Raw genomic sequence first — 14,409 nt, 5'->3', positions numbered from 1 at the left:
ACCGTGACATCGCGGCATGCGGGTGGCCTCCCGCCGGTCGCCCACCTGCGCGGTCACGGTGGCGCGCGGCGGGGGAACGCGGGCCCCGACGAGGGCGGAGTTCCCTCAGCGCTCGGCCGGCACGTAGCTGCGGAAGCCCGGGACCAGCGCGCCGCAGGCCAGCACGCCCACGAGGACCGCCGCCCCGCCGACGATGATGGTCGGCGCCGCCCCGATCCGGTCCGCCGCCAGCCCGTGGACGACGTCGGCCAGGCGCGGGCCGCCGACCACCACGACCAGGAACACGCCCTGTAGGCGCCCGCGGACCTCATCCGTGGCCGCCGAGAGGAGGATGGACTGCCGGAACGCCGAGGAGGCCATGTCCGCGGCGCCGCCGACCGCCAGCATCGCGACGGCCGCCACGAGGAACGGCCACGCCCGCCCGCCGGCGAGGCGGACGCTCACCCCCGTCCCGATCACGGCCAGCCCCCACACGGCGACGGCGGCGAGCACGGCCAGGCCCTGGCGCCGCACCCGCGAGACCCACCCGGAGAAGACGCCTCCCGCCACCGCGCCCGCGGCCATGCCGGCGGACAGGAGCGCGAAGGCGATGCCGCCGCTGGGCGGGCCGCCGAAGTCGACGTCCGCGATCTGGGGGTACAGGGCCCGCGGCAGGCCCAGGACCATGGCGATGAGATCGACGACGAAGCTGACCAGGAGGACTTTGGACGCCCAGGCGTAGCGGAACCCCTCGACGATGCTGCCCAGCCCGAGGGACCCGATGGCGTGGCCGGGACGCAGGGAGGGAAGGCGCAGCACGGCCCACAGCGTGGCGAGCATCGTCACCGCGTCCAGCGCATACAGGGGGCCCGCTCCGAGCATGGGGAGAAGCGCGCCGCCCACCAGCGGCCCCGCGATCGCCCCGAACTGGGAGACGGTCATGTTCAGCGAGTTCGCGGCCGGGAGCTCGGAGGCCGGCACGAGCATGGGGATGACGGCGTTGCGGGCCGGCTGGTTCATCGCGAAGAAGGACTGCTGCAGGGCGAAGAGACCGAGGATCAGCCAGACGTCGTCCACGTCGAGTAGCGCCTGCGCCGCGAAGGCCCCCGCGCAGACGATCATGCCGATCGTGCTGACGACCAGCACGCGCCGCCGGTCGAAGGCGTCCGCGACCGCCCCGCCCCAGAGCCCGAAGACGATGAGGGGGACCAGCCCGAACAGGCCGGTGAGGCCGACGTACGTGGAGTCGCGCGCGATCGCCCACAGCTGGGCGGGGACGGTGACGACGGTCAGCTGGGCGCCGATCACCGTGACGATGTTCGCGTACCACAGTCGCGCGAACTCGGGATGCCCGAGCGGGCGGGTGTCGGCCAGCGCGTTGCGCAGATGGTGGGCCGTGGGGAGCTCCTGGAGTGATGCGTGGGCGGGCGGGACGGGCGGCGTGTCCACAGGCTAGGACATGGCCGGCCCGGGGGTTCCCTCCGTCCGCCCTCCCCAGGGCGGGGGCGGACCGGGCGGGTCACCTCACCAGCGAGAATCCCCCGGTCCACCCGATCTTCTCCGAGACGGCGAGTGTGAGCTGCAGGAATCCGAGGGCCTCCAGCTCGCGCGCCCGCCTGAGCGATCCCGCGTCGACGGCGACCAGCCCGCCGGCCGTGACGACCTCTGACAGCGCGGTCTTCGCGTCCGCGTCGTCGCAGGCGATGAGGACGGTGACGGGCGCCCCGCCGACGGCTCCGGAGGACAGGGTCGCGGCGAAGGTGGTGTTGAACGCCTTGAGCACGTGCGCCTCCGGGAGCCGGTCGGCCAGCTGCTCCGCGGCGGAGGAGTCGGCGGGGACGACCAGGGAGTCGAAGGTGGAGAAGTCCAGCGGATTCGTGATGTCGACGACCGTCTTGCCGGCGAGCGCCCCGCCCAGGCGCGAGGCGATGTCCGCGAGCGCGGGGTAGGGAACGGCCAGGATGACGATGTCGCCGTTGACCTGCGTGTCCTGGCGCCCGATGAACTCGACGGCGTTGCCTCCGCGCTCCGCGACCGCCTTGATGGCCTGTCCCATGCTGCCGGAACCGATGATCGAGATCGTGCCCATGTCCGGATGTCCTCTCGTGAGTCGGATGCCGGGACCGACGCGTCCCGTCGGCTCCACTCCGGCAGAATAGGCGCATTTAGTTGCGTATGCAACTAGTTTGCCCTCGGTGACGCGGCGCCTTCCGCATCAGACCCGGTCAGACACCCCGTCCCCGATCGGAGGCGGCTCTTACGACAGAGCAATTCTGTTCGGTTGCCATGGTGATATGTGCAATATTCACAATTGTGGTGGTGATCTGCGCGTAATTGATGATGATGTACAGGTATGGCCCGATTCGTGGCTCAGCCAATGGAGACCTGAGAGAGCGAGCAATGTCATCACCGCAACGTCAGCAGAACGGACCCCTGGTCGTCGCCGTCGACTCCTCGACACAGTCGACCAAGGCCATCATCGTCGACACCGCCGGCACCGTCTGGGTGACCGCCAAACGACCCATCCCCCTGCTCACCCCGGGAATGGATCGCTACGAGCACGATCCTCGCCTGTGGTGGACCACGACGCGCGACACGATCGGGGAGGCTCTGGCCTCCCTCACTCCCCGCGACCGTGGGCGCGTCAGCGCCATCGGCCTGACCCACCAGCGCGAGTCCTTCGCGCCCTTCACCGCCGACGGCGCCCCGCTGGCCAACGGAATCCTGTGGCTGGACGGGCGGGCCGCCGAGCAGATCGCCCGCTACGGGAACGCCCACGTCCACGAGCTGTCCGGCAAGCCCGCCGGCGTGACGCCCGCCCTCTACAAGATGGCGTGGGTGCGCCAGCACCATCCCGAGTACTTCGACCGCGCCGACAGGATCGTCGACGTCCTCGGCTACCTGGTCTTCAACCTCACCGGGCTCTGGGCGTCCTCGACGGCCGCCGCGGACTCGCTGGGGCTCTTCGACGTCCGGGCGCGGCGATGGTCCCCGGAGCTGCTCGACATCGCCGGCGTGCGCGCCGACCAGATGTCCCAGCTCTTCCCCCCGGCCAGCGCCATCGCGGACCTCCGCCCGGAACTGGCCGAGCAGTGGGGACTGGAGCAGTCCGTTCCCGTCATCGCCGGCCTGGGCGACGGGCAGGCTGCCGGCATCGGGGCGGCGGCCGTGAGCCCCGGCGTCGGTTACCTCAACATGGGCACAGCGGTCAACACGGGCATCGAGTCCTCGGAGTACATCTACAACCCCGCGTTCCGTACCCATGTCTCGGGGATCCCGGGAAACTACGTCCTCGAAGTCCTCCAGTCGTCCGGCTCCTACCTGGCGGACTGGGTCCGCGACTCCTTCGGCGACCCGGATCACCCCGGAGACCCCGACGTGGCCCGCGATGACCTGGCGGCCGAGGCGATCCCACCGGGATGCGAGGGGCTGCTCACACTGCCCTACTGGAACGCCGTCCAGTCCCCCTACTGGGATGCCCTGGCCCGCGGCGCCGTGGTCGGGTGGCGTGGAACGCACACGCGCGCCCACCTGTACCGCTCCGTCCTGGAAGCCGTCTGCTTCGAGATGCGCCGCAACCTCGATCATCTGGAGTCGGCCACCGGCACGCCCATCACCCGGCTGCGGATCATGGGCGGGGGGACCCGATCGAAGGTCTGGCGCACGATCATGGCCGATGTCACGGGCGTCCCGCTGACCGTGTGCGCCCAGTCTGAGATCTCCGCCCTGGGGGCCGCCGTCCTCGCGATGGCCTCGATCGGGGCCCACGCCTCCTACCTGCCCGACGGAAGCCCGGACGTGGCCGCCTCCGCGACCGCCATGGCGACTTTCGGGCAGACCGTCGAGCCCGACCTCGCCCGATACGACCGCTACCGGGAGATCGGCGCCGTCCAGGCCCGGCTCTATCCCCAGCTTCGGGAGGTCTTCGAGGAGATCGCCCGCCTGTCCACCCCGGTGGAGCGCCGCGGAGGGGACCGCCAGCCCGCAGAGACCGGCGCCTGACATCCCGTCCCTCGCCGTTCCCTCCACCTCACGATGAAAGAAGAACCATGACCACCATCACCATCCTCGGGGCCGGAGCCATGGGCTCGGCACTGTCCAGGCCCGTCACCGACGCCGGTTGGGACGTCCGCCTGTGGGGCACCTGGCTCGACGACCATCTCGTCGACGCGATCGAGGCCGGCGAGCCGCATCCCCGCACCGGGGCGGTCGTCCCCTCCTCGGTGCGCGCCTACCGGTCGGCGCAGCTGGAGGAGGCCCTCGACGGCGCGGACGTGGTGGTCATGTCCGTCGCCTCGGTCGGGGTGCCGAAGGTGACGGAACTGGCTCTGGAGGGCATCTCCCAGGCGGACGCGCTGTGGCTCACCTCGAAGGGGTTCTGCCCCGACGAGGCCGGGCGCATCCAGCTGCTCCCCGACGCCATCCGCGCCATCGCCGCCCGCCGCGGAGCCACCCTGCCGCCGCTCGTCGCGATCGCGGGTCCCGTCAAGGCGAACGAGTGCGCGGCCGGACTGCCCACCGCCACGATCTTCGGATGCCGCGACGGGGAGGTCTCCCGCCGCTACGCCGCCGAGGCCGCCACCCCCGTCTACGCCATCGCGCACACCGATGACGAGGTGGGCGTGGAGGTGTGCGCCCCGATGAAGAACGTCTACGCCATCGCGCTGGGCATCGCCGACGGGCTGGGGGAGGCGACGGGCACGCCCCACCACAACCTCAAGGCGGCCGCATTCGCCCAGGCGGTGCGGGAGATGTCCCTTCTGGGGGCCCGGCTCGGCGCCCATCCGGACACCGCCTACGGCCTGCCCGGCGTCGGCGACCTCGAGGTCACCGGGCTGTCCGGGCGCAACAAGGTCTACGGCGTGCGGATCGGGCGCGGCGAGGAGCCCCGAGAGGCGCTCGCCGAGATGGACCGGCTCGAGCAGACCGTCGAGGGCGTCCCCGCCGCCGGCCTGGCCCGAACGCTCGTGGACCAGCTGGGCGGCGGGCTGGCGGAGGAGCTGCCGCTGCTCGCCGCCGTCTGCGCGATCCTCGAAGGGGTTCCCGACGTCCAGGCAACCGTGGCGGGAGCCGTTCTGCCCCGCCGGGGCTGACCGGACCGGCTGGGGCGCCTCGATAGGCTGTCCGCATGGGCCGACAGAGCGCATCCATCCGCGAGCAGCGCATCCACGAGGTCCTCGACGTCGTCACCCGGCAGGGATCGACGACGGCCGAGGCCCTCGCGGAGCGCCTCGGCGTCTCCCTGATGACGGTCTACCGCGACGTGTCGGCCCTGGAGTCCTCCGGCCTCATCCAGCGGGCCCACGGGCGCATCAGCTCCACGCCCTTCTCCATGGCGGAGTCCTCCTCCCTCATGCGGATCGGGCGCGGATCCCAGACGAAGGCGCGTCTGGCCGCTCGGGCGCTCGAGCTGCTCTCCCCGGGGCAGACCGTGGCGATCGACGACTCGACGACCTGCCTGGGGCTGTTCCCCGGCATCGCCGATCTCGCCCCACTGACGATCGTCACCAACGCCCGCTTCATCGCCGACGCCGTCCTCGAGCACCCCTCCCTGGAGCTCGTCCAGATCGGGGGCACGTATGTGCGCTGGGCGGACGCCTTCAACGGGCCGCTCGCCGAGGCCGAGGTCGCTCGGCTCAGCGTGGACGTGTGCCTGATGTCGACCACCGCGATCGTCTCCGGCCGGTGCTGCCACCCCGACGCCGACATGTCCTCGTTCAAGGGCGCGCTCATGAGGGCCGCCCAGCGCCGGATCCTCCTGGTGGATCGCACGAAGTTCACCCGAAACGCTCTTCACGCCTTCCTCGACCTCGATGACGTCGACGTCGCGGTCACCGAGGAGGCCCTGGGGGAGGACGCCCTCGCCCGGCTGCGCGAGCACGTCGGGACCGTCGTCACGGTGTGACGGGTCCGCCGCGGCGGACGGGCGGCATCACCCCTTGTCGGCGCCGGCCAGCATCCCGCGGATGAAGTACTTCTGCAGGAACACGTAGGCGACGATCATCGGGATCGCTCCGAGGAGCGACCCCGCGACGGCGGCGTTGACCTGGGATCCCTGTTCGCCGAAGAACGCGGCGATCGCGGGGGCGAGCGTCTTCATCGAGTCGCCGCTCATGATGTAAGAGCTGAGCGCGAACTCGTTCCACACGTAGACGCCCGTGAGGATCACGACCGTCACGCTCACCGGCTTGAGGAGCGGAAGCACGATGCGGAAGAAGACCTCGAAGGTGTTGGCCCCGTCCACCCGCGCCGCCTCCTCCAGCGAGACCGGGATAGACCGCAGGAACTGCGTGTACAGGAACACGGCGCGCGGCAGCTCGAGGCACGCGAGGGGAAGGATGAGCCCCGCGTAGGTGTTGAGGAGGCCCGCTCGGTTCAGCATCGAGTACAGGGGCACCAGAATGCTCAGCGGGGGGATCATCATGACGCTGAGCACCAGGATCTCGATGCCTCGGTTGAGGGTCGAGCGGATGCGGGCGAGGGGGTACGCGGCGAGCGCCCCCAGGACGCACACGATCGCCGTCGCGCTCACGGTGACCACGACCGAGTTCCAGATGGCGTGCAGGACGCCGCCCTCCTCGACGGCCATCGAGAAGTTCTCCAGGGTCGCCCCGCCGGCCGGGAAGAGCCATGGCGACGAGAGGTCCGTGAGCGGTTTGAACGCCGTCGTGACCGCGAGGTAGAACGGAATCAGCTGCACCAGGCAGACGAGGACCAGGACGGTCCCCCGAACAACGTGTCCGGACTTCATCGACGTCCTCCCTCCTGGCGCACGCGCAGGCGGTCGAAGGCGGAGTTCAGCACGACCGTGAAGAACGCGATGACGACGAACAGGCACACGCCCTGCGCGGCCGCGAAACCGGCCGCCTGGTTCCCGAAGTAGGTCCGGCCGATCAGAGTGGAGACCGAGTTCGTGGAGTACCCGGGTCCGCCGCCGGTGAGGACCTGGACGATGTCGTAGAGCTTGAGCCCGCCGATGAGGTTGATGACGCAGCTCGACGTGAACGACGGCAGCAGCAGGGGCAGTGTGACGTGGCGGAATAGCCGCACGCCGTCCGCCCCGTCGAGGGCCGCGGCCTCGTGGAGCTCATCGGGGATGGCCTGCAGACCGGACAGGTAGATGAGCATCGAGATCCCGACGAACTGGAGGGAGTTGATGAGGACGATGATGGCCACCGCGAAGCCGGAGTCGCTCAGCCAGGACACGGGATCGTGTCCGAACACCCCGATGACATCGTTCAGGGCGCCCTGGTTGTACCGGAACACCAGGTAGTACATGGTCCCCATGACCACCGGCGACACCAACGCGGGCAGGTAGACGACGGCGCGGAAGAAGCTGCGCCCCCAGGCGTCGCGGTCCAGGAGCAGCGCCAGACCGAGACCCAGGATCTGCTGGATCAGCGTGGACCCGATGCCGTAGACGAAGGTGTTGCGCAGGGCTGTGCCGAAGTTCGCGTCCCTGAACAGCTGGACGTAGTTCGCCAGGCCGACGTTCGACCTCGTCGGCGAGTATCCGTCCCAGTCCGTCATCGACAGGCCGATGCCGTTGACGAACGGATAGATCATGAACACCGCGAACAGCGCCAGCGCCGGGATGTACATGAGGTTGGCGGAATTGAGCCGGGCCCACCTGCTCAGCCGCCGGTGCCTGGACGGGATCGGCCCGCGCGCCACCGTCGGTCCGGACGCCGGCGGCCGGACGGCCCCCACATGAGCGGACGTCATGGATCACTCCTCCCGTCGCCTGGCCCGTCGCCCGTCGTGGCCTCCGCGCCCGGAGCGGAATGCGCAGGCCACGACGGACCGGATCGGCGACCTGGGTCAGTTCGAGTTCTGCGAGTAGAGGGTGTTGTACTGGTCGGCCAGTTGCCGCGTCGCCGACGAGGCGTCCGACTGGCCCGTGATGACGGAGTCCGTGGTCGCGATCATCGTGTCCCAGATGCCGTTGGGCAGGTAGACCCGGTCGAAGAACGGATTCGTCGGCAGTTCCTCGGGCGCGACCCATGTGTCGTAGGAGCTCTGGAGCGTGCCCAGGTCGGGCTCCGCCGTCGTCAGACCGGAGTAGGTGCCCGTGGCCTCCGCCAGGGCGGTCGCGTTCTCGGGCTGGGCGAGGAAGTCGAGGAAGGCCAGGGCCGCTTCCTTGTTCTCCGAGGTCTTGGAGACGCCGTAGGCGTTCACGCCTTCGCCGCCGACCAGATAGCCCTGTCCGGAGTCGGTGGGCATCGGGATGAACCCGATGTTCGCATCGGGGTTGAGGTCCAGCGCCGCCTGGAGCGCAGACGGCTGGCGCATGGCGAAAGCGGCCTCGCCCTGCCCCATCAGGCGGGCGACGTCGTCGTCGGTGGCCGAGGAATAGTCGGGGTTGAAGTATCCCTTCTCGGACCAGTCCGCGACCCGGTCCAGGACGTTGCCCGTCCACGCGTCGGAGAGGAAGTCCCCGTTCGTGAAGGAGGCCAGCTGATCGTCGGCGAAGGCGCCGGAGGCGATGAAGTCGGCGATGTTGCCGGCCCCGCTGCCCTTGCCCGAACACGCGATGGCGGTCTTGCCCGCGGCCTTGACCTTCGCGGCCGCGGCATCGAAGTCATCCCAGGTGGTGATCGAGTCCGGGTCGACGCCGGCCTCCTCCAGCACGTCGAAGTTCACGCTGAGGCCCGTCACCGTGTACTCGATCGGCAAGGCGTAGATGTTGCCGTCGGAGTCCTTCATCGCGCTGTCCAGCCCCGTGTTCACGTCCTTGACCCATGACTGGTCGGTGAGCGGCTCCAGGAAGGGCGAGTAGCGCAGCAACGACCATCCATGGGTCGAGAAGACGTCGGGCAGGTTGCTCGACGCCATCCGGACCTTCATCTCCTTCTCGTAGGACTCGGTCCCGTCGATCGACAGGTCGATCGACGTGCCGGTCTCCTGCTGGTACGTGTCGACCAGCGTCTTCATCTCTGCGTACACCGGGCTGCCGGTGCTCATGTCCAGGTAGACCTCGAGCGTGCCTCCTTCTCCGGAGGCACCGCTCTGACCGGACCCGCCACACGCGGCCAGCCCCATCACTGCCGCGGTCGCCATGGCGACAACGCCAATTGTTCTCTTCATGGTGGTTTCCTCTCTGTGTTGTCCCGCTTCGTGCCCCGTCGATGTGTCATGCCCCGGGAAGGGACCGAGGACTCTCCCCGGACACCGCTGTGACCTCGAACAGAAGCGCCTGATCCGTGAACAGGCGCGGCGCCCTGAGCCCGTATGAGGCGAGTATCCGGCCGGTGGCCTCGACACCCTGGTTCGAGGGGCCGAACCACGGCGGAGGGACAAGCCCCTGTGGACCGGGCCCGACGATGACCGGCCGCACGCGGTAGACGGCTTCGGCCTCCAGCCCTGGCAGGACGAACCGCCCCCGAGGGGCGTCGCCAGAGCGCTCGCGCGTCGTGAACTCATAGAGGGCGCTCCGCCTGTCGCCGGCGACGACGCCCTGCACCCACGCCGATGGGTCCGGCGAGTCCGCGCGGACCAGGTCGCCGGTGAACAGCAGTCCGCGCTTTCGCTTGAACCAGGCGATCCACTCGGCCAGCAGTCCGCGTTCGCCCTCGCCGATCTCGGTCACGTCCCACTCGACGCCGAGGCACCCCCATACCGCGGTCGCAGCCCGGAAGTCGAGAGAGCTCGTGCGACCGGTCGTCCGCGACACCGGGGACTGGATGTGGGCGCCGATCATCTCAAGGGGGAGCAGTTGCGAGGTCCAGCGCACGATCGACTGGCGTTCAAGGGGGTCCAGGCAGTCCGAGGGCCAGAAGCGCGCGGCATGCTCGGCCATGCCGAGGTCGACCCGCGCCCCGCCGGACGAGCAGCCCTCGATCTCCAGACCGGGATGCTCGCGGCCGAGCAGGTCCATCAGGCGGTAGGCGGCCAGCGTCTGTTCGTGGACCCCCGCACGGCCGCCATGGCGCCGGTCGCCCGCGTCGATGAGGTCCCGGTTGTGGTCCCACTTGACATAGTCCACGCCGTAGCGCTCGATGACGGCGCTCATCTGCCGGCGGACGTGATCGAAGGCGCCCTCGTCAGCCAGGTTGAGGACCTGCTGGTGCCGCCATGCGACGGGGAGATCGCGCCGCGCCGACATCATCCACTCCGGATGGGCGCGCGCCAGGTCGGAATCCGGATTGACCATCTCGGGCTCGAACCACAGCCCGAATTCCATCCCCAGTTCATGGACGCGGTCGGCCAGCGGCGCGAGTCCCCCGGGCCAGGTCTCGCGGTCGGGAACCCAGTCCCCCAGGCCGGCGGTGGAGTCGTGACGGCCCTGGAACCATCCGTCGTCCAGGACGAATCGCTCGATCCCGATCCCCGCGGCGGCCTCGGCGAGCCGGACCAGGTGCTCCGTGTCCTGGTCGAAGTACACGGCCTCCCAGACATTGAGGGTGACGGGACGACGCGGCGAGGGGTGGCCGGCCCGCCCACGGAGCCACTCATGGACGGTGTGCGCGGCCTCGTCCAGGCCGGAGCCCCGTCCGAAGTACACCCAGGGGCTCGTGTACGTCGCTCCTGCGGCCAGGCTGACCTCGCCGGGCAGAAGCAATTCTCCTCCACCGATGACCTGATGCCCGTCGGGGCGCTTCTCGATCCACAGTCGATAGTTGCCTGAGAATCCCACGTGGGCTCCCCATACCTCTCCGGAGCGAAATCCGAAAGAGGGCTCTCCGGCGAACATCATCGGCGGGGCGTCGAAGCCGGTGCGGCCGTGGCGGCCCTCGTGGAGGCGGCAGCCGAACTCGAGCGGGAGGCGCAGCGGCGTCCGCTCCCGGGACCACCGGCCCGAGAAGTCGAGGATCTCCCGCGCCTGCGGGGGGAGCGGGAGCACGGGCGAGAGCTCCTCCAGGTGGTAGACGGAGCCGGCCGTGTTCGTCAGCGACGCCCGCAGGCGCACGAGGCCGCTCGGCGCCAGTTCGATCTCGAGGAGCACCTCGAGCCCCGCCTCCGCGTCGATCAGGCGGATCCGCCAGCCGCCCGGTCCCGCGCTGACGGAGGAGCCGTGGCGCGAGATATCCCGGCAGTCCGTCTCGACGCGGTCGACATGCAGACGCGGCGACCAGTCCTCGCCGCCGTCGCGCCAGCCGGCCAGGCCCGGCCTCCCCATCCAGCCGGTGCGCGCCTCGGGGAGGATCGGGACCCGCACCGGCACGGCCGGGGCATTGTGCCCGGCCGGGGCCGTGTCCGCCAGGTCCAGCGACGCCAGGACATCCGGCGGCACGTCGCCCAGATCCTCTCCCCAGTGGAGGACCTGGGGCGCTGCATCCCCCAGGAACGTCGTGACCACGGATGTCCCGCCGGCGCGGAGATGGACGACACCCAGCGGCAGATCCACTGCCGCCCAGCCGCCCCGCCGCCCGTGCTCTGTCGTCGCGTCGACCACCATCGGCCCCATCCGTTCGCTTCTCTCCATCGATCACTCGCCCTGGGAGGCCGGTGTCATCCGTCGACATCGCCCCGTCGGCTCACAGAAGAATCTATTCCAATAGATATGGCCGCACGCACCCTTATCAAGTCTCATTTTGATAACGAATCTTGGAAGTTGATTCGAATAGATCAGCGAAGGGCTCCGGGGGACTTCGCCCGGCGCATACGATGGGCTGGCAGGCGCCGCGCGTCACGCGCCGCGACCGCATCAGCCACCGACAGGAACGGGGGAGTCGACCGTGAGCAGACAGGGTCGGGTCCGCAGACGCCCCCCGACCTTGCAGGACGTCGCACGTCTTGCGGGCGTGAGCACGGCGGTCGTCAGCTACGTCATCAACGACGGGCCGCGCGGGGTCGCGCCCGCCACCCGCGAACGCGTCCTCGACGCCATCGAGACCCTCGGCTACCGGCCCAACAGCAGCGCCCGGGCGCTTCGGCGGGGCGCCACCCATCTCATCGGCGTCCTCCTGCCCGACATCGTGAACCCGTTCCACGCGGAGTTCGTCGCAGCCCTGGACAACGCCGCCGCCGCTCGCCAGTACTCCATCCTGCTCGCGACGACGCACCATGATCCCGAGCGCGAGTACTCGATGCTGGCGAACCTGCTGGACCGCGGCATCGACGGGCTCCTCATCCTCACGTATCTCTACGACAGACGCAGCTACACCGCCGCCGCGGACCGGGTCCCCCGCGTGATGATCGACGAGTCCTCCATGGGACGCCTCTCGCCGCTGGTCGGCCCCGATCTGCGCCAGGGCGCCGAGCTCGCGGCCTCCCACCTCATCGGGCACGGGCACACCCGCATCGGATTCGTCACCGGCGCCCTGCCCGGCGGCTCCGTCGACTTCCGCCGCATCGGGTGGGAGTCGGTTCTGGGCGGGCACGGCCTGACGGCCTCCCTCGTCGAGACCACCGAATGGTCCCGGGCGGGCGGGTACGAGGGCGCCCGCCGGCTGCTCGATCGCGCCGACCCTCCGACCGCGATCTTCGCCGGGTCCGACCTGATCGCCGTCGGCGTGCTCCAGGCGCTCCACGAACGCGGGCTCGACTGCCCCGGGGATATCGCCGTCATCTCCTTCGACGGCACCACGGAGTCCCAGTTCTCCTGGCCGCCCCTCACCACGGTCCGGCACCCGTTCGAGGCCATCTCAACGGCCGCCGTCGACACCCTCATCAGCGGGGACACCGACGTCGAGCCGCGCATCCTCCCGATGGAGCTCATCGTGCGCCAGTCGTGCGGGTGCCCGCCGTCCGGGGACGGGAGCGCCAGGGAGGGGACCTGATCTCCGGGACCGCCCGCCTTCAGTTCTCGGCGCGGCCGAGCCTCCAGTACCCCATGAACGCCACGGCCCGCCGGTCGACGCCGAGGTCGCCGACGAGGTGCCGGCGCAGCGCCGTGATCGCGCCGGCCTCGCCGGCGAGCCAGGCGTACAGCGAGGCGCTCCGCAGCGCCGCCCCGCCCTTGGCCGTGCGGGGGACCTCCCACAGGATGTCGCGGTCGACGTCGATCTCCTCGACCTCGCAGCCCCGCCCCGCCGGGATCAACCGGTCCGCCGACTCCATCGTGGCGGTCAGCAGGTGCGCGTTGCGCTCCCCCCGCTCCCGTGAGGCCACACGAGCCTCGAAGCCGGGATGGGCCGGCAGGTAGGCGGCGTCCTCGTCCCGGGGGACCTCCAGGACGACGGTCCCCCGGGCCCCGGGCGGGAGCTGCTCGAGGATGACGGCGAGCGCGGGCGCGGCCGTCTCGTCCCCGGCGAGCAGGATGTGCCCGGTGCGAGCCGGTGGCACGAAGTCGATGCCCGGATTGGGGGCTGTGACCTGCGATGTCGGCGCGAAGATGAGGATCTCGTCGCCGACGCGGGCATCGAGGATCCACCGGGAGGCCGGCCCGAGCGGCTCGTGGACGACCATGTCGATGTCGACCTCGCACCGCTCTCGGCGGACGCGTCGCGTCGTGTACGTGCGGAACGCCGGCCTGCGGTCCGGGTCCATGGCGCGCCACCGCGGGTACCAGTCAACGCCGGTGGGCATGGCGTCCAGGCCCGCGGACGCGGTCGGGACGACGACCTTGATCCGTTGGTCGAAGCCGGGATCGCCATAGCCGGCGAGCTCGTCGGAGCGCAGGGTGAACCGCCGGAAGCTCGGGGTGACGTCGGTGATGGCGTTGACGGGCGCGCGGAAGAAGCGGTACGCGTCGGCGGGGGGAGGCATGGGTTCTCCTCAGGGTCGTGGGGCGGAGGCCCCGGCGTCGGGAGCCGTCGGGCTGGGACCGGGAGACGCGGACGCGCCGCGTCCGGTCGCCACGTGGTGGCGGCCCAGGGGCGACATCGAGGGCGTCCCGGAGGCGGGGTCGGTGGCGACCACGGCGTCCAGGCCGAAGACGTCGCGGATCATGCCCTCCGACATGATCTGCGAGGGCGCCCCCGAGGCCACGAGGCGCCCGTCGCGCATCGCGAAGAGGTGGTCGGCGTAGCGAGCGGCGAGGTTGATGTCGTGCATGACCATGGCGACGGTGGTCCCGCGCTCGCGGTTGAGATCGGTGAGCAGGTCGAGGATCTCGATCTGGTGGGTGACGTCCAAGAAGGTCGTCGGCTCGTCGAGCAGCAGGATGTCGGTCTCCTGCGCCAGGGCCATCGCGATCCACACACGTTGGCGCTGTCCGCCCGAGAGCTCGTCCACAGGCCGGTCCGCCAGGTCCGCGGTCCCGGTGGCCTCCAGCGACCGCGCGACGACCTCGTAGTCTCGGGCCCCCCATCGGGCGAACATCCTCTGGTGGGGGTGGCGCCCCCGGCCCACCAGGTCGGCGACGGCGATCCCCTCCGGGGCGATCGGATGTTGGGGGAGCAGCCCGAGAATGCGCGCGACGTCCCGCGACGGGCGGCGGCGCAGGTCTGCGCCGTCGAGCAGCACCCGGCCGGCACGGGGGGCCAACAGGCGCGCCAGGCCGCGCAGCAGGGTCGACTTCCCACAGCCGTTGGGCCCGACGATCGC

Annotated in this window: 12 protein-coding genes; 4 read left to right on the top strand and 8 right to left on the bottom strand. The window is 70.5% G+C overall.

Annotated features, from left to right (window positions below; all coding sequences use genetic code 11):
• Positions 1-105 precede the first annotated feature (105 nt).
• Together ACFQWG_RS11760 and ACFQWG_RS11755 are read right to left on the bottom strand one after the other, a co-directional pair.
• Positions 106-1,428 carry an MFS transporter gene (locus ACFQWG_RS11760; RefSeq protein WP_380975548.1) on the bottom strand — a complete coding sequence of 441 codons (1,323 nt, stop codon included), beginning with the start codon at positions 1,426-1,428 and terminating at the stop codon, positions 106-108.
• Between the two features lie 70 nt (positions 1,429-1,498).
• On the bottom strand, positions 1,499-2,068 hold the full coding sequence (locus ACFQWG_RS11755; RefSeq protein ID WP_380975546.1) for an NADPH-dependent F420 reductase: 570 nt from the start codon (positions 2,066-2,068) through the stop codon (positions 1,499-1,501).
• A gap of 311 nt (positions 2,069-2,379) precedes the next feature.
• Between ACFQWG_RS11755 and ACFQWG_RS11750 the strand changes: the two genes are divergently transcribed.
• The 3 genes from ACFQWG_RS11750 to ACFQWG_RS11740 are packed head-to-tail and all read left to right on the top strand — an operon-like array spanning position 2,380 to position 5,884.
• Positions 2,380-3,981: a xylulokinase gene (locus ACFQWG_RS11750; RefSeq protein WP_380975544.1), complete on the top strand. Its 1,602-nt coding sequence runs from the start codon at positions 2,380-2,382 to the stop codon at positions 3,979-3,981.
• A 47-nt stretch (positions 3,982-4,028) separates the two neighbouring features.
• Positions 4,029-5,072 carry an NAD(P)H-dependent glycerol-3-phosphate dehydrogenase gene (locus ACFQWG_RS11745; protein WP_380975542.1) on the top strand — a complete coding sequence of 348 codons (1,044 nt, stop codon included), beginning with the start codon at positions 4,029-4,031 and terminating at the stop codon, positions 5,070-5,072.
• Between the two features lie 35 nt (positions 5,073-5,107).
• Positions 5,108-5,884 (top strand): DeoR/GlpR family DNA-binding transcription regulator, encoded by a 777-nt coding sequence (locus tag ACFQWG_RS11740; RefSeq protein ID WP_291500529.1) that lies wholly within the window; start codon positions 5,108-5,110, stop codon positions 5,882-5,884.
• A 27-nt stretch (positions 5,885-5,911) separates the two neighbouring features.
• Here the strand turns inward: ACFQWG_RS11740 and ACFQWG_RS11735 are convergent, their stop codons facing one another.
• The 4 genes from ACFQWG_RS11735 to ACFQWG_RS11720 all read right to left on the bottom strand — a co-directional run bounded on the left by ACFQWG_RS11735 (position 5,912) and on the right by ACFQWG_RS11720 (position 11,404).
• A complete protein-coding gene (locus tag ACFQWG_RS11735) occupies positions 5,912-6,730 on the bottom strand; it encodes a carbohydrate ABC transporter permease (protein ID WP_380975539.1) in 819 nt (272 codons plus the stop codon).
• Positions 6,727-7,704, bottom strand: a complete 978-nt coding sequence (locus ACFQWG_RS11730) for a carbohydrate ABC transporter permease (RefSeq protein ID WP_380975537.1) — start codon at positions 7,702-7,704, stop codon at positions 6,727-6,729. The genes ACFQWG_RS11735 and ACFQWG_RS11730 overlap by 4 nt, the downstream gene beginning before the upstream one ends.
• A 96-nt stretch (positions 7,705-7,800) precedes the next feature.
• The gene (locus tag ACFQWG_RS11725) at positions 7,801-9,066 is read right to left on the bottom strand and encodes an ABC transporter substrate-binding protein (protein WP_380975535.1); all 1,266 of its coding nucleotides are present in this window, start codon (positions 9,064-9,066) and stop codon (positions 7,801-7,803) included.
• Between the two features lie 46 nt (positions 9,067-9,112).
• Entirely contained in the window at positions 9,113-11,404 is a 2,292-nt protein-coding gene (locus tag ACFQWG_RS11720) for an alpha-galactosidase (RefSeq protein ID WP_380975533.1), read from the bottom strand.
• 253 nt (positions 11,405-11,657) lie between these two features.
• Between ACFQWG_RS11720 and ACFQWG_RS11715 the strand changes: the two genes are divergently transcribed.
• Complete coding sequence (locus ACFQWG_RS11715; RefSeq protein WP_380975531.1) at positions 11,658-12,701, top strand: LacI family DNA-binding transcriptional regulator; 1,044 nt, start codon at positions 11,658-11,660, stop codon at positions 12,699-12,701.
• A gap of 19 nt (positions 12,702-12,720) precedes the next feature.
• On the opposite strand, the gene ACFQWG_RS11710 is transcribed toward ACFQWG_RS11715, so the two are convergent.
• Together ACFQWG_RS11710 and ACFQWG_RS11705 are read right to left on the bottom strand one after the other, a co-directional pair.
• Positions 12,721-13,629 (bottom strand): siderophore-interacting protein, encoded by a 909-nt coding sequence (locus tag ACFQWG_RS11710; RefSeq protein WP_380975529.1) that lies wholly within the window; start codon positions 13,627-13,629, stop codon positions 12,721-12,723.
• A gap of 9 nt (positions 13,630-13,638) precedes the next feature.
• The gene (locus ACFQWG_RS11705) at positions 13,639-14,406 is read right to left on the bottom strand and encodes an ABC transporter ATP-binding protein (protein WP_380976328.1); all 768 of its coding nucleotides are present in this window, start codon (positions 14,404-14,406) and stop codon (positions 13,639-13,641) included.
• Between the last annotated feature and the right edge of the window lie 3 nt (positions 14,407-14,409).

The sequence above is a fragment of the Schaalia naturae genome (assembly GCF_042665795.1).
Taxonomy (GTDB): Bacteria; Actinomycetota; Actinomycetes; order Actinomycetales; family Actinomycetaceae; genus Pauljensenia; species Pauljensenia naturae.
This window is presented reverse-complemented; position numbering and strand designations above follow the sequence as displayed.